General features: G+C 43.2%; 26 protein-coding genes and 1 tRNA gene. 12 read left to right on the top strand and 15 right to left on the bottom strand.

From position 1 onward, the window contains the following. Positions 1-36: 36 nt before the first annotated feature. Together LPA26_RS12750 and LPA26_RS12755 are read right to left on the bottom strand one after the other, a co-directional pair. Positions 37-2,202: an ATP-binding protein gene (locus tag LPA26_RS12750; RefSeq protein ID WP_229008634.1), complete on the bottom strand. Its 2,166-nt coding sequence runs from the start codon at positions 2,200-2,202 to the stop codon at positions 37-39. Further along, the gene (locus LPA26_RS12755; RefSeq protein WP_229008635.1) at positions 2,199-2,789 is read right to left on the bottom strand and encodes a biliverdin-producing heme oxygenase; all 591 of its coding nucleotides are present in this window, start codon (positions 2,787-2,789) and stop codon (positions 2,199-2,201) included. Before LPA26_RS12755 ends, LPA26_RS12750 begins: the two co-directional genes overlap by 4 nt. 163 nt (positions 2,790-2,952) lie before the next feature. Between LPA26_RS12755 and LPA26_RS12760 the strand changes: the two genes are divergently transcribed. From LPA26_RS12760 to LPA26_RS12775, 4 genes are all read left to right on the top strand, one after another. Beyond that, a complete protein-coding gene (locus LPA26_RS12760; protein ID WP_229008636.1) occupies positions 2,953-4,953 on the top strand; it encodes an MHYT domain-containing protein in 2,001 nt (666 codons plus the stop codon). A 60-nt stretch (positions 4,954-5,013) separates the two neighbouring features. Then, positions 5,014-6,273 (top strand): MFS transporter, encoded by a 1,260-nt coding sequence (locus LPA26_RS12765; protein WP_229008637.1) that lies wholly within the window; start codon positions 5,014-5,016, stop codon positions 6,271-6,273. Between the two features lie 236 nt (positions 6,274-6,509). Beyond that, on the top strand, positions 6,510-6,920 hold the full coding sequence (locus LPA26_RS12770; RefSeq protein WP_055828495.1) for a hypothetical protein: 411 nt from the start codon (positions 6,510-6,512) through the stop codon (positions 6,918-6,920). A 41-nt stretch (positions 6,921-6,961) separates the two neighbouring features. After that, positions 6,962-7,492 (top strand): cytochrome b, encoded by a 531-nt coding sequence (locus LPA26_RS12775; RefSeq protein ID WP_229008638.1) that lies wholly within the window; start codon positions 6,962-6,964, stop codon positions 7,490-7,492. A gap of 505 nt (positions 7,493-7,997) precedes the next feature. Here the strand turns inward: LPA26_RS12775 and LPA26_RS12780 are convergent. Continuing rightward, the gene (locus tag LPA26_RS12780; protein ID WP_229008639.1) at positions 7,998-8,507 is read right to left on the bottom strand and encodes an OmpA family protein; all 510 of its coding nucleotides are present in this window, start codon (positions 8,505-8,507) and stop codon (positions 7,998-8,000) included. A 367-nt stretch (positions 8,508-8,874) separates the two neighbouring features. Next, positions 8,875-9,081: a cold-shock protein gene (locus LPA26_RS12785; RefSeq protein ID WP_055828509.1), complete on the bottom strand. Its 207-nt coding sequence runs from the start codon at positions 9,079-9,081 to the stop codon at positions 8,875-8,877. Positions 9,082-9,548: 467 nt separating this feature from the next. On the opposite strand from LPA26_RS12785, the gene LPA26_RS12790 reads away from it, so the two are divergent. Next, positions 9,549-10,046 carry a cupin domain-containing protein gene (locus LPA26_RS12790; RefSeq protein WP_229008640.1) on the top strand — a complete coding sequence of 166 codons (498 nt, stop codon included), beginning with the start codon at positions 9,549-9,551 and terminating at the stop codon, positions 10,044-10,046. Positions 10,047-10,235: 189 nt separating this feature from the next. On the opposite strand, the gene LPA26_RS12795 is transcribed toward LPA26_RS12790, so the two are convergent. Further along, positions 10,236-10,466 carry a hypothetical protein gene (locus tag LPA26_RS12795; protein ID WP_229008641.1) on the bottom strand — a complete coding sequence of 77 codons (231 nt, stop codon included), beginning with the start codon at positions 10,464-10,466 and terminating at the stop codon, positions 10,236-10,238. Between the two features lie 666 nt (positions 10,467-11,132). Here LPA26_RS12795 and LPA26_RS12800 point away from each other — a divergent pair. Together LPA26_RS12800 and LPA26_RS12805 are read left to right on the top strand one after the other, a co-directional pair. Continuing rightward, complete coding sequence (locus LPA26_RS12800; RefSeq protein ID WP_229008642.1) at positions 11,133-12,404, top strand: PLP-dependent aminotransferase family protein; 1,272 nt, start codon at positions 11,133-11,135, stop codon at positions 12,402-12,404. Positions 12,405-12,596: 192 nt separating this feature from the next. Further along, positions 12,597-13,451: an EAL domain-containing protein gene (locus LPA26_RS12805; protein ID WP_229008643.1), complete on the top strand. Its 855-nt coding sequence runs from the start codon at positions 12,597-12,599 to the stop codon at positions 13,449-13,451. A 148-nt stretch (positions 13,452-13,599) separates the two neighbouring features. Here LPA26_RS12805 and LPA26_RS12810 read toward each other — a convergent pair whose 3' ends face one another. Further along, positions 13,600-14,475 (bottom strand): LysR family transcriptional regulator, encoded by an 876-nt coding sequence (locus LPA26_RS12810; RefSeq protein ID WP_229008644.1) that lies wholly within the window; start codon positions 14,473-14,475, stop codon positions 13,600-13,602. Between the two features lie 144 nt (positions 14,476-14,619). Here LPA26_RS12810 and LPA26_RS12815 point away from each other — a divergent pair, with 144 nt between their 5' ends. The 5 genes from LPA26_RS12815 (at position 14,620) to LPA26_RS12835 (ending at position 17,510) form a co-directional block, all read left to right on the top strand. Beyond that, positions 14,620-15,459 (top strand): oxidoreductase, encoded by an 840-nt coding sequence (locus tag LPA26_RS12815; RefSeq protein ID WP_229008645.1) that lies wholly within the window; start codon positions 14,620-14,622, stop codon positions 15,457-15,459. Positions 15,460-15,543: 84 nt separating this feature from the next. Continuing rightward, the gene (locus tag LPA26_RS12820; protein ID WP_229008646.1) at positions 15,544-15,858 is read left to right on the top strand and encodes a putative quinol monooxygenase; all 315 of its coding nucleotides are present in this window, start codon (positions 15,544-15,546) and stop codon (positions 15,856-15,858) included. Positions 15,859-16,090: 232 nt separating this feature from the next. Beyond that, positions 16,091-16,435 (top strand): FlxA-like family protein, encoded by a 345-nt coding sequence (locus LPA26_RS12825; protein WP_229008647.1) that lies wholly within the window; start codon positions 16,091-16,093, stop codon positions 16,433-16,435. A 333-nt stretch (positions 16,436-16,768) separates the two neighbouring features. Then, entirely contained in the window at positions 16,769-16,975 is a 207-nt protein-coding gene (locus tag LPA26_RS12830) for a hypothetical protein (RefSeq protein WP_055869492.1), read from the top strand. A 148-nt stretch (positions 16,976-17,123) separates the two neighbouring features. Then, positions 17,124-17,510 (top strand): BLUF domain-containing protein, encoded by a 387-nt coding sequence (locus LPA26_RS12835; protein WP_229008648.1) that lies wholly within the window; start codon positions 17,124-17,126, stop codon positions 17,508-17,510. A 185-nt stretch (positions 17,511-17,695) separates the two neighbouring features. On the opposite strand, the gene LPA26_RS12840 is transcribed toward LPA26_RS12835, so the two are convergent. The 9 genes from LPA26_RS12840 to LPA26_RS12880 all read right to left on the bottom strand — a co-directional run bounded on the left by LPA26_RS12840 (position 17,696) and on the right by LPA26_RS12880 (position 22,837). After that, positions 17,696-18,523: a tetratricopeptide repeat protein gene (locus LPA26_RS12840; protein WP_229008649.1), complete on the bottom strand. Its 828-nt coding sequence runs from the start codon at positions 18,521-18,523 to the stop codon at positions 17,696-17,698. A 753-nt stretch (positions 18,524-19,276) separates the two neighbouring features. Beyond that, complete coding sequence (locus LPA26_RS12845) at positions 19,277-19,693, bottom strand: hypothetical protein (protein WP_229008650.1); 417 nt, start codon at positions 19,691-19,693, stop codon at positions 19,277-19,279. A gap of 78 nt (positions 19,694-19,771) precedes the next feature. Then, complete coding sequence (locus tag LPA26_RS12850; protein WP_229008651.1) at positions 19,772-20,383, bottom strand: hypothetical protein; 612 nt, start codon at positions 20,381-20,383, stop codon at positions 19,772-19,774. Between the two features lie 45 nt (positions 20,384-20,428). Next, positions 20,429-20,857, bottom strand: coding sequence for a hypothetical protein (locus LPA26_RS12855; RefSeq protein WP_229008652.1), 429 nt, complete (start codon positions 20,855-20,857; stop codon positions 20,429-20,431). Positions 20,858-20,974: 117 nt separating this feature from the next. Further along, positions 20,975-21,283, bottom strand: a complete 309-nt coding sequence (locus LPA26_RS12860) for a hypothetical protein (RefSeq protein ID WP_229008653.1) — start codon at positions 21,281-21,283, stop codon at positions 20,975-20,977. Between the two features lie 7 nt (positions 21,284-21,290). Further along, positions 21,291-21,527, bottom strand: coding sequence for a hypothetical protein (locus LPA26_RS12865; protein WP_229008654.1), 237 nt, complete (start codon positions 21,525-21,527; stop codon positions 21,291-21,293). Between the two features lie 38 nt (positions 21,528-21,565). Then, positions 21,566-21,763: a hypothetical protein gene (locus tag LPA26_RS12870; RefSeq protein WP_229008655.1), complete on the bottom strand. Its 198-nt coding sequence runs from the start codon at positions 21,761-21,763 to the stop codon at positions 21,566-21,568. Between the two features lie 216 nt (positions 21,764-21,979). After that, the gene (locus LPA26_RS12875; RefSeq protein WP_229008656.1) at positions 21,980-22,339 is read right to left on the bottom strand and encodes a hypothetical protein; all 360 of its coding nucleotides are present in this window, start codon (positions 22,337-22,339) and stop codon (positions 21,980-21,982) included. 419 nt (positions 22,340-22,758) lie between these two features. Continuing rightward, positions 22,759-22,837: transfer RNA gene (locus tag LPA26_RS12880), tRNA-Ile, on the bottom strand. Positions 22,838-22,847: the final 10 nt, after the last annotated feature.

Raw genomic sequence — 22,847 nt, forward strand, 5'->3', positions numbered from 1 at the left:
TTAACCTCTTCAGCTTTTGAAGATAGCGTTTAATAATCATTCCCAATTCTGTTGAGCAGCTAATTTCAGGGTGAATACTACTTCCGCACTCTCATCATCATAGCTGTAGATAATTTCACCATTGTGAGCCTTCATGATTTCATTCGAAATATACAGGCCCAAGCCCATGCCGGTTTTGTTACGATCATTTTGCTTGGATAAGCGTTTGAAAGGGTCAAACAATATCTTCGTTAATTCCGGATCTATCGCGGCACCTTTGTTTCGTATAGCAAGTGTGATCACGCCTGTGTTATTTTGCAGGATGACCTTGATGGGCGTGCCGATCTCACCATGATGCCGGGCATTGCTGATTAAATTGGCAATCACCTGGCTAATCCGGTCAGGATCGACTACCGTGACTATTTCGCAAATATCAGAAATAATTTCAGAGCTCGGATAACCAACCCGGTTTTCTTCAATAATCTCATTCAACAAAGAGGTCAGGTCTGTTTCGACCGGGCTGACTTTTAACCCCATGCCTCCGTGCAGTTTTGCCATATCCATCACATCAGTAATCAAGCGGCTCATTCTCCCTGTAGAGCTTTTAATGCGGGCCCGCATTTTTGAAGAGCCTTCCTCGCGCTCCAGGAATTGATTCGCCATACTGATAGAGTTTAGTGGATCCCTTAAATCGTGCCCCAGAATCGCCATCAACTGCGTGCGTAAACGGTTATTCTCGGCACTCTTAGTGTTGGTGACCTTCATCAAATCCAGCTGCAAGTCTTTAGCGACGGATATTTCTGTCTGTGTCCACGCTTCACACTGTCCTTTTACGGTTTCTTTCCACTCATCAAATGAGCCCCGGGGCGTTAACCTGATCCCCAAGGGTCCCACCTTATACTCTTTTTCAGGGAAACCAGACCAGCTGATGGTGTGGACTTTTTCCAGTCGCAGATAAATGATCCAGCTTTGGTTACTTCTATCGATCGAGAAGCCTAACGCACCTGTGAGGCCGTTACCTACAGTGGTAAAAAAAGGAGGTGCTTCCTGGACAGAGCTAAACTGAAAGTAATCTTCTGGTAGACCATCTAACCAGTGAATCAGCTCATTGGCTAATTCAGGTCTGACTTCGAGCGTATTCACGCGGCCATTAAAAGTAATCAATACGGCATCGGCCTGAATGATTTTTTTAAACGAAGCAGCGCTATCCAGCAAGTCCTTAACGTAATCTTCTGAATTGACCAGTTTAAGGGAAAGCTGTGCGCGCTCAACCGAAGCTAATACACTCTGATCGGCCGCCGCCTTGGTTTCCAGCTGGTTAACCGTACTGCCAAGTATCTGGCAAAGTACATCGCCAGCCATGCGCAATGAGTAAGGCACCTGTTTTTTGGACATGTGATGACATGCAATCAGCCCCCACAGCCTGCCATTCACGACGATTGAAATACTCATGGATGCACCGACACCCATATTCTGTAAATACTCAATGTGGATAGGTGACACACTGCGCAGTATGCAGTGACTCATGTCTAACAGCGGCTGATTACCCAAGCTGAGAATGGGTATGGGTGTGCTGGACACATCCGAGATCAGGCGCAGCGTATTTTCAATATATAGACGTCTCGCCTGGGGAGGGATATCGCTGGCCGGGTAATGGCGATTCACAAGAGGTTCAAGATCATCACGTTTTGATTCCGCGACAATGTGTCCGCTATCATCCTGATGGAAAATGTAGGACATGACCCTGTCAAACCCGGTGAGAAGCCTGACTTCATTTGCTGCTGCCTGCATGACTGAAGCAATCGATTTTTGCTGGCGGATAACGTTAAGTGCCTTCTGCACTTTCACCGAAAAAGAAATGGTGTCATCATCAGCCAGGCTTCTGATTTCAAACTCGGCAATCACGATATCGGCATATGTATGCATCACCAGATCATAAACTCTATGGTCTATCGCATTCAGCTCATGGGTGATCAGTATCGCCTGGCCATTTCTGGCATCTTCCAGATATTGCAGAATATACTCAGCTGCGCCCGGTAACGTTTCAAGATGCAGATTATTTAGCGAACTTGACGGAATGCTTCCCAGAAAGCCGGCCGCATTTTCGCTGAAATAAAGCAAGTCGCCACTAAGCGCAAAACCCAATAAAGCGCCGTTCGGCTGGATAGCACCAGGCGTATGGATGGGTTCTTGATCGCAATTATCCAGCGTTAATTGAGTCATTGTTCTTGAGACATCTCATGCAATTTGATGTAGCGCTGGAAAGCCCATACTGAGCCTTGCTGAGCGCTCGCCAAGTCGTCTTCAGTCCAGTCATACGCCTCGAGCTTTTCAATAAATTCTTTCCAGCGGTGCTTGCCATTGTTTTTTGAATCCTGCATAAATTCAATAGGCGCAGCAGGAAACATTTTTGCTGCTTTGTTATAAAGCATCGCGGACCCCAAAGCGGAACCTTTAACAACGTATTCGATCCCCATACAGTAGGCAGCATTCAGCTTGATAGAACTTTCGTTGCTAGGCGCCGGAGAAGTTACTTTGACATTCAGTGCCTGTAAATCACGTTCAAGCAGCTTGAGTAACGCCGTATTGATCTCGCTAAACTCACTCGATGAAAAACTGCTGCGATCAACAAACGCGGCAATTTCAGAAAGCCAGTTTTTGAAACCAAGCAAGTGCTGAGAATAATCTTCAATGGATGGGTATGCAGAGGCTAATGGCAGGCTATTATCTAATTTTGCATGTAATTCTGCTGTGGCTTTCCGTAGCAGGGGTAGCACTGTATCTGAGGCCGTTGTTATCATAGCTATCATGTAATCATAGGATGCTTTACTATTGCAATAATTATTACCACATAGCAAAAAATTGCATTAAATTTGAAACAAGATTGTTACACATTTGGTGCCTTGATGCGCCTATAAATTAGCAAGAAATAAAAACTTTAAACAAGCAGCCACTGGCAAAAAAGGCACATCAATGTTGGTTAGTCATTATCAAACACCACTCGTCATCGCCTCTATCCTTGTTGCCATTTTCGCTTCTTACTTCGCCATCAGTCTGGCCGGGACCATCACAAAATCAGATGCCAAAGCTGCGCGCTGGTGGATAGCCGGTGGTGCATTAGCGATAGGTATCGGAATTTGGGCAATGCATTTCATTGGCATGCTGGCATTTCGCCTGCCTATCCCGCTAGGGTATGACTTCAGCATTACTGTCTTATCACTGGCACTTCCAATCGGCGTATCTGCATTGGCCTTGTGGCAAGCCAGCCGGCCGAAGCTACCCGTTAAAAGCCTGGTTGTCAGCGCGCTTTTGATGGGGGCGGGCATTACTGCCATGCATTACACCGGTATGGCGGCCATGCGGATGCAACCGGGCATTGTTTATGACCCTTTATTGTTTGTTACATCAGCCTTTATCGCGGTGAGCGCTTCTGGTGCAGCCATGTGGATTGCATTCCGATTACGGCAAGGTACTAAAAATATTATGCTCACGCGATTTTGTGCAGCTGTGGTGATGGGCTCGGCCATTGTGGGGATGCACTACACTGGAATGGCCGCAGCAGAGTTTCCGCTGGGAAGTATCTGTATGGCGGCAACGGATGGCTTCAGCCAGGATAGTTTGGCACTCATCGTCATCATCGCCACCTTTGGCATCTTCACGATTGCGATGACAGCATCATTGTTCAATGCCAGGCTTGAATCACGATCCCAGATTTTAGCGCTGGTGCAATCAACCTCAGATGAGCGCCAGGATTTGTTGCAGCGTGAGCAAACAGCGCGTCATCTAGCAGATAATCTAGGCCTGCAAAATGAACAGTTGCTGAAGAGCTCAGAAGAGCGCAAACGTCTTTACGAGACTATCCTCAATACCATCCCAGATTTTGTTTATATTTTTGAATTTGGCGAGGTGCATCATCATTTTGCCTATGCCAATGAAGAGCTCTTGAAACTGTTTGGCCGTACCTATGAAGAAACCGTCGGCAAGACCTTCCTGGAACTTGGCTATGAACCCTGGCATGCTGAAATGCATGATAAGGAAATCGATACTGTACGCAGTACTAAAAAGCCATTGCGTGGTGAAGTCTTTTTTGATGGCGCCTTTGGCCGGCGCATGTATGACTACATTTTTGTGCCGGTATTTGATGAGCAAGGCGAGGTCAAGTGTGTGGCAGGTACTACCCGTGATGTGACTGACCGCTACAATGTGAGGGAAGCACTTAAAGAGAACGAAATCGTGTTAAGGCAGAGTGAGAAGGCCCTGCGCGAAGCAGATATGCGCAAGGATGATTTTCTTGCCATGCTGGCGCATGAGTTGAGAAATCCTTTGGCACCGATCAGCGCCGCTGCCCACATCATGTCTTTAAGCAACTTTGATGAAGCAAGAGTCAGGAATTCCACCGAGATCATTCAACGCCAGGTAAAACATATGGTAGGGCTGGTCGATGATTTACTAGACGTATCCAGAGTGAACAGAGGCCTGGTCATCATTGAAAATTCACCTCAAGACATGCTGGCCGTGATTTCGGATTCAGTTGAACAAGTGAAGCCTTTAATCGACTCAAAACAGCAAACGCTTTCCCTTCAAATCGAATCAAGACCCGTCAGTGTGTTAGGCGATTTCAAACGCTTAGTCCAGGTGGTATCCAACCTGCTCAATAACGCTGCGAAATATACACCCGCGCAAGGCAATATCAGTTTGAGCCTGGAAACCGCCGACGACCAAGTCACTATCACGATCACAGATGATGGTATTGGTATTATCCCCGAAGACCAGAAACTGATTTTTGACTTGTTTGCCCAGGCAAAACGTAGCTCCGATCGATCACAAGGCGGATTAGGGCTGGGCTTGGCATTGGTTAAAACCCTGGTTCAGCTTCACGATGGCACGGTCAGCTGCCACAGTGAAGGTTTGGGATCAGGTAGCCAATTCACTATCAGGCTTCCTTTGCACGCAAAAGAAAGTGCTGCAGCTTAAAGCAATTAAAGGACTCTAAAGGCGGTTTCTGGTTTATTAACATTCGCTTAGGAAGCTAGCGTGAGTACACAAAAAACAATAAGCCATCGCAATACCCTTTCTCTGGATGCCCTAAATTTTTTCCTGGCGGATGTCCGCGATGGATTAGGCCCTTACCTGGCCATCTATTTACTGGCAGTACACCACTGGGAACCAGCCAGCATTGGCTTTGTAATGACGCTTGCCGGTGTGACGGCGCTAGTCACGCAAATACCCGCTGGCGCCCTGCTTGATAAAACACATCGCAAACGCGCAGTCATCATCATTGCCGCCTTACTGGTGACTATTAGCAGCGTCATTCTTCCGTTCATAAGCACATTCAGTTTGGTGGCGCTCACACAAGCCATTAGCGCACTCTCCGCATCTGTATTCGCACCCGCCATCGCTGCTATCTCGCTCGGCATTACTGGCCCACGTGCATTCACACAAAGAACCGGCCGCAATGAAACCTTTAACCATGCAGGTAATGCCGTTGCCGCCCTGCTGGCAGGTGTCTTCGCTTATTTCTTTGGTCCAGTCGTCGTCTTTTATTTAATGGGCGCCATGGCGATCGGTAGTGTAATTTCTGTCAGTTTTATCTCTGCAGATGAAATTGATCACAACCTGGCGAGAGGTTCAATTCCCAGTCCGTCATCAGATACAGAACATGCTTCAGGGTTGCGAGTGTTGCTCACTAACAAATCGCTAATCACTTTCGCCGTTTGTTGTGCATTGTTTCACCTGTCTAATGCGGCCATGCTGCCACTTGTCAGCCAGAAGCTGGCCCAGATTAACTTACAGATGGCGACGCCATTAACATCCGCCTGTATCGTTGCCGCACAGCTGGTGATGGTGCCTATGGCGATGCTGGTGGGTGCTAAAGCGGATACATGGGGTCGCAAACCTTTATTGCTTGCGGGCTTTCTGATACTCCCGCTACGTGGCGTGCTTTACATCTTGTCTGACGACCCGTACTGGTTATTGGGGGTGCAGTTGCTGGATGGCATAGGCGCCGGCATCTTTGGTGCACTGTTCCCTATCATTGTGAAAGACCTCACACAGGGGACTGGAAGATTTAATGTCAGCCTGGGTGCACTCTCCACTGTATTTGGATTGGGAGCGGCGCTCAGCCCCGGCGTGGCGGGTCTAGTACTACAGGAGGCAGGCTACAACGCAGCCTTCCTCACCCTTGCGGCAATTGCCACGGCGGCATTTACTTTGCTATTGCTGGCCATGCCCGAGACCAAGGGTTTTTCTGAAGAAGATGCCATCGCAGATGACAATAACTTTAGGTCAAATTAATATCTGTTACTAAACAATTTCTACATTGTGCATTTTCGATATTCGAGAATAAAGCTCACATCGTCCTATAAAACCTCTGATTAACTCCCTTGCTTTACCCAAGAAAAATTTATAGAATAAATAGACAGACCTGTCTGAACATTAAAGGAGTAATTTCATATCGGTGCTGTTATCAGGTTTGAACTAGCCGCTTTTGGTGATGGGTTTTATAACTAAAGATATCAAGGGGAAATAAAATGAATGAAGATAAACATGCCGGTAATGTGATTTTATTAAGAACAGCCTGTATTACATTACTTACCGGGTTGGTGCTTGCATGGTGCCTGGTCATGACCAGAGGCATGAAAATTCCTTACATGCTGAATATATTCACCAGCACAGAAAACCTTCTCTCTGGCCACCTGGACTATTTAATGATGACCATGTTGTTATTAGGTTTTTACGCATCAAAAATCAGGTTGCCCAAGTTTGTTATTTGGCCTATGGCACTAGGTTCAATAGGTAATCCAACGGCGTTTTTAATATTGGCCATAGACCCAAAAATTCATTCACTGCCATATATTCTGTTCCTCTATACAACACTCTCTTTAACTACTTTTGGGTTTGGGATGGCTGCAATTAAAGTCCTTAGATACTCCCTGAAATAAACTATCCCTACAGTAGGGCATTAGAAGCGGGGGCTTAAGCGATGGGCATTGATATTAAAAACTCGAATACACAATATGGTCTGATAGCCAGGATTTTGCATTGGACGAGTGTGGCGATGCTATTATCTATCATAGTAATCGCTAGTCAATTTTCGGATTTAGCTCCCGGCCCTGAAAAGCTGGAACTCACTTCCAGCCACTCATCTTTAGGCATTTTGTTGCTCTTTTTGATGATCACCAGATTGACATGGCGAAATCTGAATCCTAACCCTATTCATTCGTACAGCATCAAACCCTGGCAAAAGCTGGTGGCGATTTCCCTGCACAGATCAATCTACATCATCATCATTACGCAGTGTCTTTTAGGGCTATTGATGTTGCTAACCAGCGGCGAAACATTTCATTTTTTTGATGTATTTACATTACCTCCCCTGCTTGAGCAAACAGTTCCTCTTCACGAAACGGCATTAGGTTTTCACTATTTAATTTCAGTGATGATTTATCCCTTGTTTGCTATCCACATTACAGCAGCTATTTACCATCAAATTTTTGGATTGGTAGAAGAAAGTTAATCACCAACAGAAATCTCCAGGGTCATCCAGGTAAGTAGTCTCCTACGCATAAATAAGAGTGTGTCGGATATGTTGGAAAATGGGTTCGTTATTAAATAACTACACGTTCTAAATTTAAATATTTAGCCCCCATATTCAATTGTTTAAAGGATCTAAAATGAAAAAATTATTATTTTTACTAGCTTTGTCAGCCATTGCCCGCAAAGTAATGGCTAAAGTTAAAAACGAGCCATCTGCTTCTCCTGATCTGAGAACATAAGAGTCTATGTAAACTGAAATATTCAGCCTCAAATAAAAAAGAGACTTGTTTAAAGTCTCTTTTTTTTTGCCTTTTATTACCCTTTGAAAAACAACACTTACAACGGCATCAGCAAACCAGTCCGCTCACTGAAAATAAATTTTTGCCAAAAAGTAAAACATAAAAAAATGCCTCGCATTTCTGCAAGGCATTTTTATAATTGAGTATCAACAGAATTTCTTAATTGATAATCAATTTAAAGAAACTCTACTTAACACCATAGCTGATATCTACACGACGATCAATTTTGTGGCAGTGTTCATCAGGGCAATCGCGGCTTGCGAATTCATTCCCGTAACTTAATGTCTCCAGTTGCGCATTCTTTACCCCTTGAGCAGCAAATGCATTTTTCACAGCCACGGCCCGGCGCAACCCAAGATCTTTGTTGTACTCAGGCGTACCTCTTTCATCTGAATGACCTTGTAGTGAAATCTTGCTTTGTGGATGATTAAGCAGATACTTGGCATGTACTGCAATCAGGTTTTTATATTTGGGATTGAGGTTATCGCTGTTGTAATCAAAATATACCTGGCGGTTTGAAAGATAAGCACCATATATTTTGTATGCCCTGCCATCATCTTTCTCGCCTACAGCATGCTCTGCAGCAGTTTCCTGTTTTGAGGTTGGATTAGCAGTATGTGATAAATCCGTTGGGGTGCTTTTACAAGCCGTTAAAACAAATGCAAGTGCAACGATTTTCCAAGTGTATGCTTTCATGATTTCTCCTGTTTTCTGCAAACTTATGAACTAGCGATGTTTTTACATAGCCGTTAGTTTGTTAATAACCAGCGTAGTGCTCACTAGTATAGAGGCTTTCTTCGTATCAACAGCATCAGACTAACCATTTATCAGATAAACATTTATCGGAAAACTTCTCTAAACTGTGTAGGAATTTGCCTGCTTGGTAAAAGTTTGATGAATGCCAAAGAATAATCAATTACAAATACTTTCAGGAAGTCGGCTGTCAACCAGAACACGTAATGATAAAAACTGCCCGGATCATCACTTGATTGATGGAGGTAAAAAAGCCCAGTGTTACTGGGCTTTTAATTAAGCAATGCATCACTGCTTATATGCTGGAAGATTATTCCGGCTTGATATTCGCTGCTTGCTCGCCTTTAGCGCCAACCACGATATCAAATGATACACGTTGACCTTCATTGAGGCTTCTAAAGCCGCCATCTGAAGAAATAGCTGAGAAGTGTGCAAACAAATCTGCACCACCATTATCTGGAGTGATAAAACCAAAACCTTTAGCGTCGTTAAACCATTTTACATTGCCTATAGCCATGTTAATTCCTTTGAAAATAAAAATAAGGCATTTGCCTGAAGTTAGGCGAGAAACAAGACTAGGAATGAAAAAGAAAAGAAACTTATGAAAGAAACTAAACTGATAAAAACTAAAGGACTTGCAATTCACCGCCCACCCACTATGGGCTAATGCTCCAAATATAGCAAGGTTTATTTAAGCATTTCATTCATTTGATGAGTCGCTACTTATTTAATCGGCACTTTTAATCCCGTGATAATAGCAATAAAAGAGAGGCACGGTATTCAATCACACAGGCGCAATGAGGTTAAGCTCAATATAACAGTTTGAAATACTTGGCCTTTAGAAAGTCCTTAATCCTCAGTCAAATCATTAGGGACCACTAATGATTTATCTCAATATATTCATGATACATCCTCATAAAATCCAGATATATACAGATCTGTATATTTATTGAATAACTTATATTGAAATAATCAGAGGATGATATGAAAAAAATATCCATGCTTGCTGTCACAACGTTTTTTTGTTTAAGCAACTTTGCAGGTGCCACAGACAACATTGAGCGTATGAATGCCACAACAATGAAGTCTTTTACTCCTGAGAATATTGAATGGAAAGATGAGCCCATTCTGCCGAAGGGAGCTAAAAGCGCTATTGTGGTTGGAGACCCAACGAAAAAAGGTGTTTTTATAGCCTGGTTAAAATTTCCTGCAAACTATCCAATTCCACCACACACGCATCCCTTTACCGAGGTCGTCACGGTACTCAGTGGTCAGTTAGGAAATGGTATGGGGCCTAAACTCGATAAATCAAAAGGTGAGGTATTAAATGCAGGTTCTAGTTTTGTACTCCCTACAGGTCACACTCATTATGTGTGGACTACGGACAAAGAAACTATTGTTGAGTTGATTGCTACCGGCCCTTGGGATATAAAATACACAAATCCGAGTGATGACCCTAGAAAGACGGGCTCGAAGAAGTAACCATGATCCTTAGCAGATGGGGCACTATCCAATTTGCTCCTCTGCAAGGTGAATCATTGAGTTGCATTGCTAGTGACTCACCTTGCTCTTAACTTCTAAACACCAAGCCAATCGGCTAATCATTGCGCCGGGATAAGCTGGCGTATCAGCCAAGCCCCTGATTACATGACCATGGTTTAAGGCACACGCTTATGGTGAGAGCTTAAAGTGGCAAGTTGGTGAGTTGCTGAAAGACAGTGGCAACTCTTTTGACCGAGATTTCTGCATATTAACAATGGTAATGTGAGCACCACCTTGAGTGGCGGCAGTAATAACTCGGTGCAGATCCTCGGCAGATATATTATTTTTGTTTAAAGTAAATCCAAGGCCTGCTTTAGCGATCCTGATTAATGTATCAGTTGGTTTATTTTCGAAGCTCATGATGATTGACCTTATTAACCTAAGAGAATACTTACCTTACCTGCCTAACCCCATAGGTAGTAGTGGCTAGTGAGCCGTTTATTAGTTGCTGTAGACTAGAACCTAGACGCATCGAATAATGCTCACGATAATCTCGCTATTTCTTAAAAACTAGCGGTTAGCGCACATACAGGCAAATGATTCCAACCTTAATACCTTTCAATTCGATAGATACTAAAAAAGACCCTGGCATTGGACTTGAGTTATCTCATGGTGACGGTGACCTGCCAACCTAACAATCAAACCTGAGCATCAACGCTAACACTCCCGCCTGAATCAATCCGAACGCTCACACCAAGCCAACATAACGGCCAACAATTAACACCAGAATCACTTTTACATCAGACAACTCCTGATTGCCTGGTTGTGCCTCGAGGCGGGACTATTAGCAGGGTTTTAGGCAGCGATCAGTGCACTCCCCCTCTCCGGCGGTGAGTTTACGAATGTGTTTCACAACAGAACATACAGGTGCTTTTTCCCACTGCAATAAATATCACTCCCCACGAACAGTTAAGTTCATAATGCAAGAGAGCGCGGCTTTAAAACTCATTAAAACCAGGTGATGGAAAATTTCGTAATGTATTGAAACAAAATAAGCCTCAATCAGGCTTTGATTCAATCTAACCCATGAAATTATATGAACAATTAGCAAATTCGATCGCTCAATCAATTCATGAGGGCGTGCTTAGTCGCGGGGATAAATTACCTTCAGTACGACAAACATGCAAAAGTAGAAATGTCAGTTCCTCAACAGTTTTCCGGGCTTACTATTTACTTGAGGCCAGAGGGCTCATTAGTGCTCATGAGCGTTCCGGTTATTTTGTGACTGCAGGCAGCACGACTGGCAGCCCATCAGCCCCTGATCCAGCATTTTCTGTTAACCCTGAGTGTAAACATGTCGATGTGAGTGAGCTCGTATTTGAAGTCCTCGAATCCATCAGAGCGCGTAATGTGGTGCCTCTCGGTTCAGCATTTCCAAGCCCTTTGTTATTTCCATGTAATAAGTTGGCTCAAGCCATGGCATCGGCTGTCAAGACCATGGATCGTTGGCACAGTGTCGACAATCTAAGTCCGGGTGATCTTAATCTGCGCAGGCAGATTGCACTTCGATACATGATTGATGGGCTTCATATTCAAACGGATGAGATCGTTGTCACCAATGGTGCGCTTGAAGCATTGAATTTGTGTTTGATGGCCGTTACCCGGCCTGGCGACACGGTTCTGATTGAATCGCCCACATTTTACGGAGCCCTCCAGTCCATTGAGAGAATCGGTCTAAAAGCCATCGAAATTCCCAGCCATCCAAAAGATGGTATCGATTTAGAAGCAATGGAAAAAGCTTTGCAACTACACAAACCAAAAGCTTGTTGGTTGATGACCAACTTTCAAAATCCTTCGGGAAGCTTACTATCTGACGAAAAGAAAAAGGCCTTGGTTGAATTGCTGTGCCGGTATCAAGTGCCATTGATTGAAGATGACGTATACGGCGAGCTGTATTTTGGAAACAAGCGGCCGGCACCGGCAAAAGCTTTTGATACTGAAGGATTGGTGATGCACTGCTCTTCCTTTTCAAAATGTCTGGCGCCAGGATATCGGATTGGCTGGGTGGCCACAGGACAATTCTCTAAAGCCATCGAACGACTTAAATTAACCACAACGCTATCTGCCTCAGTGCCAGCGCAAGTGGCGTTGGCAAAGTATCTTCAGAAAGGTGGTTATGACAAACACCTTCGTAATTTAAGGCACTCCTTATTACTCAATCAAATCAATTTTATTAAAGCGATAGAAAGGTATTTTCCCACTGGAACCAGGTTAACTCCACCGCAAGGAGGGTATTTTTTATGGGTGAAACTACCAGATGGTGTAAATGCATTAGCAGTACATCGGATGGCTCAGTGAATTCACTTAAACATGCACTAATCCTGAACCAATATTTAAATTGAAATAAATTAATTAATTAAATTATAAAATTTACATAAAACTTTAATTATTAATATTCCTCTCATTATCTATGGGCTGAATGCTTTCTTTTGCACTGCAAGAATATTTAGTTATCTGTTTTGGTAAATCTTACTGGAAGGAACACGTGCAATGATGATTAAGAATGGGAACGTAACAGATTTAAGTCATAGAAGACAAAATGAGGAACTCATCTTCGATAAGGCAAGTATTTGCAATGCCATCGAAAATAATCAGTTTGCATTATATTACCAACCTCAAATTGACTTACCTACTGGGAGAGTGGTGGGGTTTGAAGGGCTTCTGCGATGGCAGCATCCCAAGCATGGGATAAAACTACCAGAAGCCTTCATTCCAGCAGCCGAGCAAACAGGCCAAATTGGGCAGCTAACTCATATAGCGATTGATACCGGGTTCAAATTCATTGAAAAGCTGGATCCGGAATTATCATTTTCTCTTAATATTTCAGACTGCAGCATTAAAGATAAGCATCTAGTCGATACGCTAGATAGCTCTTGCCATGCGTTTCATATAGATCCACATCGAATCGTTTTAGAGTTCACTGAGACTGCCTCTTTAGAAAACCCTGCTCATGCAGAAGATATTCTTACCCAATTAAATACCAATGGTTTTCGATTGGGTATTGATGATTCAGTGGCAGGCCATTATTCATTGACGCAACTGGAAAAAATGCATTTTTCAGAGCTGAAAATTGATAAATCACTTGTGGCAACGATGGAATTCTCTTCAAAATCCCGGAAATCTATTATTTCAACCATAGAACTGGCAGATAGCTTAGGTATTGCCACTATTGCAGAAGGTATTGAGACCAACCTAGAAGCCATAGGCCTGCGGGAATTAGGATGCCAATTGGGTCAAGGGTATTATTTTGCAAAGCCAATGGATGAAGTTAATACATTGAAGTGGCTTGAAGACTGGAATAAAAGTCTTAGGCTCCAACCTAAGTATAAGGACTCACATATTTAAGGGGTCTCTCTATCAACAGGACTGCCGTTGTACAGGCGGTCTCTGATTACTTAGCAATTGCTCAAAGTGTTCAAGTGCGAGGGTGCAGGTGGATGAGTTTAGAGAAAAGTGAATAATCACGACTCGGCGATACATTTACAGCGCAATCTTAATGGTTATTGTTGTTCATTTTTGAAATGCAAAAGTCAATAAATTGCCTTACGCGTGTTGGAATTTTCGTGCGCTCTGAGTAATACATGTATATCCCTAACCTAGGCACCCAACCATCCGGAATAAGTTGTATCAATTCGCCCTCCCTCAATTCTTTCTTGATCAGGTATTCGCTTAGCTGCCCAATACCGATACCACGTTTAACTGCCTCAATTTCTGCCTCAATATTATTAAATCTCGCTACAGAGGGCACATGGATGTAATTTACCTCTCCTTTTACATTGATTTCCCAAGGTAATTCCTTACCAGTTTGCGGATGTAAAAAACCAGTGCATCGATGTCCTTGAATGTCATTCAAATCGAGAGGCATTCCATATTTTTCAATATATTTTGGCGATGCACAAATGACGGAAACAATGTCCCCCAGTTTTCTGGAAATGACATTTTTATCTGGTGACTGTCCAGTTCGAAATCCAACATCGATTCTCAGAGTGACGATGTCTACGAATTCATCGCTAAGCATCAGATCAAAGTGAACATCTGTATTTACTGACTGAAACTCATCTATTAAAGGCACCAGGATCCGATTGCCAAAAGCAAGCGGCGCAGCAAGTCTAATGATCCCATCCATGCCTTGCTTACTTTCTTCGAGACCAACGATTGCGTCTGTTAAAAGCTGCATTCCCTGATTGGCATTTTGAAATAGCTTCTCACCGTCTTCTGTCAGGCTTAGATGCCTGGTTGATCGATGGAGTAATTTCAACCCAAGATGCATCTCGAGCTGTTTAACGGCTTTACTGACCGCCTGTGGAGATACGCCCTGTTCAATAGCTGCCTTTCTAAAACTCATCGCATTTGCTACCGCCAGAAACATAGTTAAGGATCTCATCATCCGCATATAAACAACTTAAGGTTGATAATAAAACAATTATATTGAATATTTTTTTACTTTTGAATAGTAATTATGATGGCCTCCATGTTCTGCATGTCGCGGTTCATTTAGTTAAAGGAGATTGTCATGAGCACTCATTCAAAAGTATGGTTTATTACTGGCGCATCAAGAGGTTTTGGTGCCTTAATCGCAAAGGATACACTGGAACGTGGCGATAAAGTCATTGCAACTGCTCGCAATCCAAAAACAGTCATTGATGCATTGGGTAATCACCCAAACCTCCTCGCTTTAAAACTTGACGTTACAAATGAGGCTGCCTCCATCCAGGCGGCTAAAGCTGCGATTGCCCAATTCTCACAAATTGACATTCTTGTGAATAACGCCGGCTATGGGTTGCTGGGGGCCGTTGAAGAGTCTGGAGATCAAGAAGTAAAAGATCTATTCAATACCAATGTATTTGGTTTGCTCAACGTGATTCGCGCTGTATTGCCATACATGCGCAACCAGAGCAGCGGTCACATCATTAACATTTCATCGATTGGTGGTTATGCCTCTTACCCTGGATGGGAAGCATATTGCGCTACCAAGTTTGCAGTGGAGGCTTTGACCGAGTCGCTGGCCTATGAACTTGAGCCATTTGGCATCAAGCCTACAACAGTCGAACCAGGCTTCTTCCGTACAGATTTCCTAGATAGTACATCCCTGGTTTCCACCGAGAAGTCGTTTCCGGAATATGCGGAAACAGTGGGAGCAATGCGTGAGTTTGCTGCATCAGCTAATCATGCACAACCTGGCGACCCTGCTAAGTTATCCAAGGCGATTTTGAAATTAGTTGACAGCCAAAATCCTCCTTTGAGATTGCCACTGGGTTCAGACACTGTTCACAAGATCATTGAAAAAAATCAATTTGTGCAGAAGGAACTGGATGCTTGGAAAGAACTGGCTGTTTCTACTGACTATGTTTAACCGGTATCTCCAGCACCAGGTTGCTGGAGATCAGTTTCAACCGGGAATTCACAAACCCTGCTAATCATTATGAAAGGATTAATCATGAAAAAGAAGCTAAGTCTGGTTGCATTTATTTATGCAAAACCTGAATACCAAGATGAAGTGGCTACAAAACTTAAATCTCTGATTGATCTTAGTAGATCAGAAGCAGGATGTATTAATTATGATCTTCACCAATCGTCGGATGATCCTACCGTATTTGTTATGTACGAAAACTGGCATGATCGTAGCGATCTAGATCAACATTTCAAAATGCCATATATGCAGGAAATAATGAAAATCTTGCCTGAAATGTTACGTGCGCCTTTAGTAATGCATTACCTTGATATGTTATCTAATCCCAGCGCCAGCAGTTGACAATGACTGAGCCCCAAGATTTCTAAAGGATAAACGTCATATCAGTAATGACTTATGTTTAGCTATGGCTCAAGACGTTTCTTAAAAGACATGAAGGCAAATCTTGATTTCACAGGGTAAATTAGCGGCAGTTTATGTCGATAAAGTTAGAGAGGTTCATGTTTTGAAATTAGGATAAAACTCTGCCTTCAACCACGGACTTTAATGGCCTATCATTTATCAAGGATAAATTATGACAAGTATCATTGCTGGAACCATGGGCCTAGGCAGGACAACTTCTTCAAACACATCTGGCGGCGCGAGCGCTGCAGCAAAAGTGGCAGCATTAATGAAGAAGATAACTGAATTACAAAAGCAGGCTTCTGAACTAAAGGGCTCGCCTGAAGAAGTCTCAAAACAATCAAAACTCATCCAAGACCAGATTAAGTTGATTCAAATGCAAATTCAACAAATTATGGCTCAAGAAGGCAAGAAAAACCAAGAATCACAAACTAAACCAAAATCTGATGAAGGTAACAATAAAGCCTCTAATGTTTTTAAATTTGGGCCAGGCAATATTGTGGATGTAGCAGTTTAGGAAACAGGTCGTAATAGCCTGCCACCAGTTCTGATGGTACTTAAAGCTGATGCTTTCCCCCATTAAAATCTAAGACCACTGCGAATAGTCGCCACTAAGCAGCTTCCGCCTGGATAAATTCTAACGCCTACGCCAAGCCAAATAACGGCCAACGATTGCGACGGAGACATGGTATTAGCCAGCCCCTGATTACTTGGTTTGCTGAAGACTTGCGTAAATGGGCACCCTCCTCAAGAACTCATAGTCAAAGGTCTTTTCTCTTAAAACTGAATAATCTAGAATAATATTTTCGCAAGCATAATTATCACGATATTTATATAAAAGGATGTCGTTATGAAGATATGCAAAATAAGAGAATTGAAGTCGGCAGGTAAAATTGACCACCCAGTAATATTGTTATGCGACCATTGCTATGAAGCGGATGCACAACGCGGTGATAATGCCCAGATAGTAAGTTACAACGACTACACTTCGGATTATGATGTGAGCTGTGAAGTTTGTTATAAAACTCTTGAAGAAGAACGTGAAGAGGTAACTTAAACTCAACCTTGATATCAAACAATAAGCTCAAATTGAGATTCAGCTGTTGAAATGCCGACTTAGGCTAAATGAAGTTTATATCTCACTTAGATAAAAGTAACCGGTCCGACAATCAAAATAATCGTATTATTTATTAAGGCCTGGTGAAATGAAGTTTGTTTTATATACAAGTGCATTGGATCAATCTAAATACGACCCATCAATAGTAAGCGACATCATCAGGCATGCCCGCAAACAAAACGTTAAACATAGCATCACTGGCGTGCTTTTGTTCGATGGGAGTACATTTACGCAATATATTGAAGGTCAAGCTGATGGCATAGATAGATTGATGGAAAAAATATTGTTAGATGAACGACACAACAGAGTTTTTATAATCACGGTTGGTGCGACTCAAACACGTTTATACGATAAATGGGAATTAGGCTATATTGATCTAACCAGCCAGGCCTCTGATCCAAAAAATATCATTTCAAAAAAAGATCTGAACGTAAAAGCTTTTCATAAATTGATTGATAGGTTTGTTGTAGGGTAAATCGAACCCCCACCAAAGACCTTACTGTGAATTTGAATTACGGATTATAGAAAATCACTCCCGCCCAGATAAATCTCAACTTCCACGCCAAGCCAACATAACGGCCAACGACCTGCACGTTGAGCTAAAAGAAAATGAGTTTAGAAACAAATGTACCGTTGGTGCTTGAGATACCCAGAATATGGTTACCTTCGCTGAAGCGCTAGTATTCGCGCAGCTTGATTTTCTATCGGCCCAGCTTCTTCATCCCGATTAGTGGCCCTGTAAAGTGCTGCAAGATTCTCCAAATTCGTGACTAAAGCTGGGTGATTGGGGCCTAGCGCCTTCGTCATGATGATCAACGAGCGCTTATAGAGTGGCTCCGCTGTAGCATAGTTTCCTGTAGCTACATATACAGCAGCTAAGTTGTTGATAGACGTAGCTACACTAGGATGGTCAGCTCCATGTACTTTCACTAATATCTTTAAAGAGCGGTAATAAAGCGGCTCTGCTTCCCTGTAATTACCCTGCTTATCGTAAATTCCTGCTAGATTATTCAAAGTTATGGCTACCTCGGGATGGTCTGGACCTAAGGCACTCTCTCTAATCTGCAATGCCTGCTTGTACAGCGGCTCTGCTTTACCAAAATCAGCCTGAGCTGCATATAGCCCAGCAAGATTATGCGCTATTATGGCTACATTAGGATCGCTGGAACCAAGCACTGCCTCATTGATCGCCAGTGATCGTTTATAAAGCAGTTCGGCCTTGGAAAATTCGTTTTTTCTTTCGTACATTCCCGCTACGTTGTTCAGGCTGGTAGCTACATGGATACTATCAGGCCCAAAACTTTGCTCTGCGAACTCTAACGATTTTTGAGCAACAACCATAGCCCGATCGAACTTGCCCGCCTTGTGTAACTGTATAAATTCGTAATTGATATTTGTCCACTCAGCATCTGCATCCTGTGCATACACGATAGAAAGCTGCATGCAAATAAGGATAAAAATCAAAGTACGAAATCTTTTGCTTATCATCACCAATCCTTTAAGCTATTTTTATACTGATACTAAAGTCTACACTAACCAAAACAAAAGACCCAAGGCGTTAACCTTGAGTCTCTCTATAAATGGTGGCCCCTCTGTGAGTCGAACACAGCACCAACGGATTATGAGTCCACAACGTTGATGCACTATGTCTTCCATTACACAACAATACATACACTTAGATAACGTTGCGCAACTAAGTAGACTTGTCATCTAACTATAGCGTTGAACTTTAGTTGTACCTCTGTAACGCTCAAATTAAGGGCGGGCGAAGCCCGTCCGCTTGAATGCCTTGTTATGCATTAGTGAATCACCGCCATAACAAGAGATAGGCCGAAGAACCCCCAACCTAAATACTTAAATGTTGTAGCGAACAGCTTGTAGTTCGTTTCATTATTCTTCTGATCGTAGTGATCTACCACAACAGATAGCATCACCAAGCACGCGCAGATAATAGCCCCATACATTATCCATGCTGGGACGTCATGTAGGTGAACTCCTTTTGAGCGCTTGCCTGGGACATACAGGTCGTTTAGCCACACGCCATAACTGCCATACGCGAAAAGCAATACGGAAAATATGAAGTTTGTGACGCGCTCGCCAGCTGGAATGTGATTCGGTGTGTGCGGAGTAGTCATAACGTTTAAATTAAGGGGCTGGCGACACCAGTAGATCAACCCTAGTTATTAATAATTGCTCATCGAGAGTGCTCTAGCCAGTCCCGCTTGAATGAAGGGTTAGAGTTTAGCCGCATGGAGAAAAAATCTTATGAAGATATTCTTTTTCATCGGGTTGGTTTAAAAAATATTCCTGACTAAAGAATTTAATGGTTTCAGAATTTACTGGAATTTTTCCGTTAACAATAATGCGATAGCCGTTTTCAAAATCCCATGTACTTTCGATTTTATTTACTTCCAATTTCGTTTCTTTGTATATTCTCCAACCCCGTTCCAATGGTTTTTCATCTATGCCGAAAAAATTTATAGAGCCTTTATTAAAGTCAGCAAGAGAAATGAATGCATCAGCATTCAATTTGGCACACTGTGTTTGATTAAATCCATCTATGTCGGTCAATTTAAACTTCTTCGGAATGGAGCAACCTAACATACAGGCTATTATATTTATTAATAATAAAGCTTTTAGGAACTGGTAAGTGTTCATACTCACTCTAACGTGAAAGTGAGGGGCGCGAGCGGCCTCGCGGCGAAGCGTCCCTCTCGACTAGCAGGTTATGCATAGTCACTTGGACTTCCCAAGTTGGGCGATGACACTATTAACTGTTTCTCTCCATTGCGTCACCAAGTCGCTAGATGGCTGGTCTCGCCAAACTCTGGAAATCTTGTAGCCGACCTTGTCGTGATTGAAAGCGAAATGTCTCAATGTCATTACATTGCCACTCGCTAGAGTACATACAGACACCCACCCAAGGAAAGGATCGCTCTCGCCCCCGAATTCAGTTTTGTTGCTGAAGTCCTTACAGTTTCTTGCCCCAGCTCGGACATCACTTTCACGGCTAAAGCTGGGAGATTCAGTACTTCTTGGATCGATGAACAAAATTACCCGATCTTTTCCATCGTTCGCTATCCAGTTGTATCGCTTTACGCCGAAGGCGGCTAGTGCGCTGGCCGTAGGATCGTCGTTCTTTGACGACCACCCCACACCGCTAGGCGTTACGGTATTGATAATTGCAGTATTAAAATCCTCGGCGTGTGCGTTTGATAACACCAGAAGTGATGCAACGGCCGTCACAAAAAATTTGATGGAATTCACTTTTCCTCCTGATGCATAACGTTTGAAGTAAGGGGCTGGCGACATTGTTGTCTCCACCCTCGTTATTAATAAACTTTTCATAAAAGAATCTTATCGCCAGTCCCGCTTGACTGATGGGTTATGCACTTACTTTGATGGGAATACATCTGCTTCTCCCTTCTGCGCGAAAACCTCACCAAAGGTGAGTTGGCCTTTATTTAATTGGTATGTAAAGAAGACAACTACCGAATAATTCTCGCGATGATTGAGAGACACAGCTATGGCATTAGATTTTTTCCCAGACGACGGTAATGTGACTTTCACATCGTAAACCAATGCCGTAGCTTTGTACTCTCCTGACTTTGCACCTTTAGCAAAACCTTGCTTTAGCAAACGGATGATGTCGCTCGATGGTAGGAGTTCGCGACCGTCGTAGCCTGCCACGCTAGCGATTTCTCCATTTTCTTTTAGAGCAGCACCGTATGGAAAGAACTCACCATGCTTTTGGAGCATTTGCTCTGAGAATGGGAGTGCCGTGTTCATGAGGTTTTCGCACTCAGCCTTGGGCGTACTCATGTTTTGGGCTCCAGCAACGAGTGAATACAGAAATGAAAGTGTGAGTAATAAAATTCTCATGGCGCATAACGTTTAACATAAGGGGCAAGCTTTAGCTTGTCCCGCTTGATGGATGGATTAGGCTTGGGGTAGCTCTTCATATATTTGTATAACATGTACTGGCTCAAATTCTACCAATGCCCCGTGGCGAAGCTCATTTGTACAGTAAGGGTCGTTATCCAGTTCACCAATATAACCATTTGTGGTGCGCTCTTTAATCAATACCCACATCCTCTCAACATGCTGCTCACTCTCCAGTGATATGCGAAATATCAATTTCACCAACTCACCTGGTAATAAATTTTCTCGTTCTACATTGCTTGGTATCCAGAATGTTTCTGGAAACTCCTGATTCAACTTTTCACCATCATCAAGTGTGTATCTCATTGAAGGCCTAACGTTTGACATAAGGGGCGGGCTTTAGCGCTTCCTGCTTAATGGATTGGTTAGGCTTGGCTATTTCTGAATTAACTGACAGCTGAGCCGTACATTGATACAAACCAAATAGAAAACCAACAATTACAAAGATAGTTATTGCAATTGGGATACTTTGATGTACCTCTCGCCCAGGATATTTTTCATCCTCTGTAAGGCGAGCTATTTGACCCCATTTGTTAATATGCCATTTCATTCTGAATTAACGCCTAACGTTTGAATTAAGGGGCGCCGTTAGGCGTCCCGCTTGAATGATGGGTTAGCGGCACGGTGACCTAAAGCTACTGCAATTGCACCGCCAAAACTGACCAATACAGTGATTCCAAGAACATACCCCGCTGGATTAAGCAGGCCGGTGTATTGCGCAAGCAAGACCAGCCCAATAGTTAAAAGCAACTGTGATGGCAAAACCAACCAGAGCAAACGCGACATTTCCACACCCAAGCGGTATTTGAGTACGCGCGCGCATAGAACTGGTGGTAGCCAAAGAATGATAACTAGAAGCGATAAAACAATGATTGTAAATACACTCATGTCTTTAGCCGCTAACGTTTGAAGTAAGGGGCTGGCGACAATGACGGCTTAACACTCGTTATTAATAAACGTTTCATAAAAGAACCTTTTCGCCAGTCCCGCTTGAATGATGGGTTAGCCATAATTGGCCTCAATCTCACTCTCCAAAGCAAACCATAGGCTGTCGTACGGCTCAGGATCCTCGCCGGTAAGTTGCCACTCTGAAATAATCGCTTCTGTCATAGCCTGTGGCGTGGCACCGTATCCATGCTGTTGATACCAGCCTTTCGTTTGGCCTGATCCTTTAACGGGCACGGCACCTCTGGCAATTAATGCCAAGATTCCGCGGCGCGTCCACTCAACAAGTTCATCACCTTCAAGATTAAACTGTTGTCGAAGAACAGGGATAATCTGCCACATGCCCACAGCGTCAATCGCCAACTCATTAGGGAGTCGGGAAAGCCACTCATCAAGAGAATAGTCAAATTTGTTCATACTTTCACCGCTATTGTTATGCATGGCTAACAGTTATTAACCGGACGCATGTGTCCGCATAATAATATTCTTAAAAGGGAAACTCTCATGCGGCGTTCCAATTACTTCTTATGTTTAGAAGGAAACCTGTCCGTATAGTAATTAAGAGCAATTGCGGACGCAACCACTTTTAATTTAGGTAAACTTCATCATTTTCACCCCCTGTTTAGGAGCTACATTTATGGGGTCAAAATCCACCTACCCCGCCGCGTCTAATGGATCAGGTAAACAAACAAGGCTAGGTGTCTACAAAACTGTGGATAGTCCAATAAATATAGGCTGGACATGAGTGATTACAGATCCTCGGTTGAGCCTTTTGCATAGATGACAAAAAACAAAGGGCTACGAATTAACGTAACCCTTTGATTTACAGCGATTTTTGGTGGCCCCTCTGTGAGTCGAACACAGCACCAACGGATTATGAGTCCGCTGCTCTAACCAAGCATGAGCTAAGGGGCCGGAAAGCGAG

This window comes from Methylophilus sp. Leaf408, assembly GCF_916856905.1.
In the GTDB taxonomy this organism is placed as follows: domain Bacteria; phylum Pseudomonadota; class Gammaproteobacteria; order Burkholderiales; family Methylophilaceae; genus Methylophilus.

Coding starts and splice junctions, on each gene's coding strand:
- LPA26_RS12840 (WP_229008649.1), bottom strand. CDS start 18,523: ATGATAAGCAAAAGATTTCGTACTTTGATTTTTATCCTTATTTGCATG.
- LPA26_RS12770 (WP_055828495.1), top strand. CDS start 6,510: ATGAATGAAGATAAACATGCCGGTAATGTGATTTTATTAAGAACAGCC.
- LPA26_RS12790 (WP_229008640.1), top strand. CDS start 9,549: ATGAAAAAAATATCCATGCTTGCTGTCACAACGTTTTTTTGTTTAAGC.
- LPA26_RS12855 (WP_229008652.1), bottom strand. CDS start 20,857: ATGAGTACGCCCAAGGCTGAGTGCGAAAACCTCATGAACACGGCACTC.
- LPA26_RS12750 (WP_229008634.1), bottom strand. CDS start 2,202: ATGACTCAATTAACGCTGGATAATTGCGATCAAGAACCCATCCATACG.
- LPA26_RS12875 (WP_229008656.1), bottom strand. CDS start 22,339: ATGAACAAATTTGACTATTCTCTTGATGAGTGGCTTTCCCGACTCCCT.
- LPA26_RS12755 (WP_229008635.1), bottom strand. CDS start 2,789: ATGATAGCTATGATAACAACGGCCTCAGATACAGTGCTACCCCTGCTA.
- LPA26_RS12830 (WP_055869492.1), top strand. CDS start 16,769: ATGAAGATATGCAAAATAAGAGAATTGAAGTCGGCAGGTAAAATTGAC.
- LPA26_RS12815 (WP_229008645.1), top strand. CDS start 14,620: ATGAGCACTCATTCAAAAGTATGGTTTATTACTGGCGCATCAAGAGGT.
- LPA26_RS12780 (WP_229008639.1), bottom strand. CDS start 8,507: ATGAAAGCATACACTTGGAAAATCGTTGCACTTGCATTTGTTTTAACG.
- LPA26_RS12865 (WP_229008654.1), bottom strand. CDS start 21,527: ATGAAATGGCATATTAACAAATGGGGTCAAATAGCTCGCCTTACAGAG.
- LPA26_RS12850 (WP_229008651.1), bottom strand. CDS start 20,383: ATGAAAAGTTTATTAATAACGAGGGTGGAGACAACAATGTCGCCAGCC.
- LPA26_RS12810 (WP_229008644.1), bottom strand. CDS start 14,475: ATGTTTCTGGCGGTAGCAAATGCGATGAGTTTTAGAAAGGCAGCTATT.
- LPA26_RS12775 (WP_229008638.1), top strand. CDS start 6,962: ATGGGCATTGATATTAAAAACTCGAATACACAATATGGTCTGATAGCC.
- LPA26_RS12760 (WP_229008636.1), top strand. CDS start 2,953: ATGTTGGTTAGTCATTATCAAACACCACTCGTCATCGCCTCTATCCTT.
- LPA26_RS12800 (WP_229008642.1), top strand. CDS start 11,133: ATGAAATTATATGAACAATTAGCAAATTCGATCGCTCAATCAATTCAT.
- LPA26_RS12825 (WP_229008647.1), top strand. CDS start 16,091: ATGACAAGTATCATTGCTGGAACCATGGGCCTAGGCAGGACAACTTCT.
- LPA26_RS12845 (WP_229008650.1), bottom strand. CDS start 19,693: ATGAACACTTACCAGTTCCTAAAAGCTTTATTATTAATAAATATAATA.
- LPA26_RS12860 (WP_229008653.1), bottom strand. CDS start 21,283: ATGAGATACACACTTGATGATGGTGAAAAGTTGAATCAGGAGTTTCCA.
- LPA26_RS12785 (WP_055828509.1), bottom strand. CDS start 9,081: ATGGCTATAGGCAATGTAAAATGGTTTAACGACGCTAAAGGTTTTGGT.
- LPA26_RS12870 (WP_229008655.1), bottom strand. CDS start 21,763: ATGTCGCGTTTGCTCTGGTTGGTTTTGCCATCACAGTTGCTTTTAACT.
- LPA26_RS12795 (WP_229008641.1), bottom strand. CDS start 10,466: ATGAGCTTCGAAAATAAACCAACTGATACATTAATCAGGATCGCTAAA.
- LPA26_RS12805 (WP_229008643.1), top strand. CDS start 12,597: ATGATGATTAAGAATGGGAACGTAACAGATTTAAGTCATAGAAGACAA.
- LPA26_RS12820 (WP_229008646.1), top strand. CDS start 15,544: ATGAAAAAGAAGCTAAGTCTGGTTGCATTTATTTATGCAAAACCTGAA.
- LPA26_RS12835 (WP_229008648.1), top strand. CDS start 17,124: ATGAAGTTTGTTTTATATACAAGTGCATTGGATCAATCTAAATACGAC.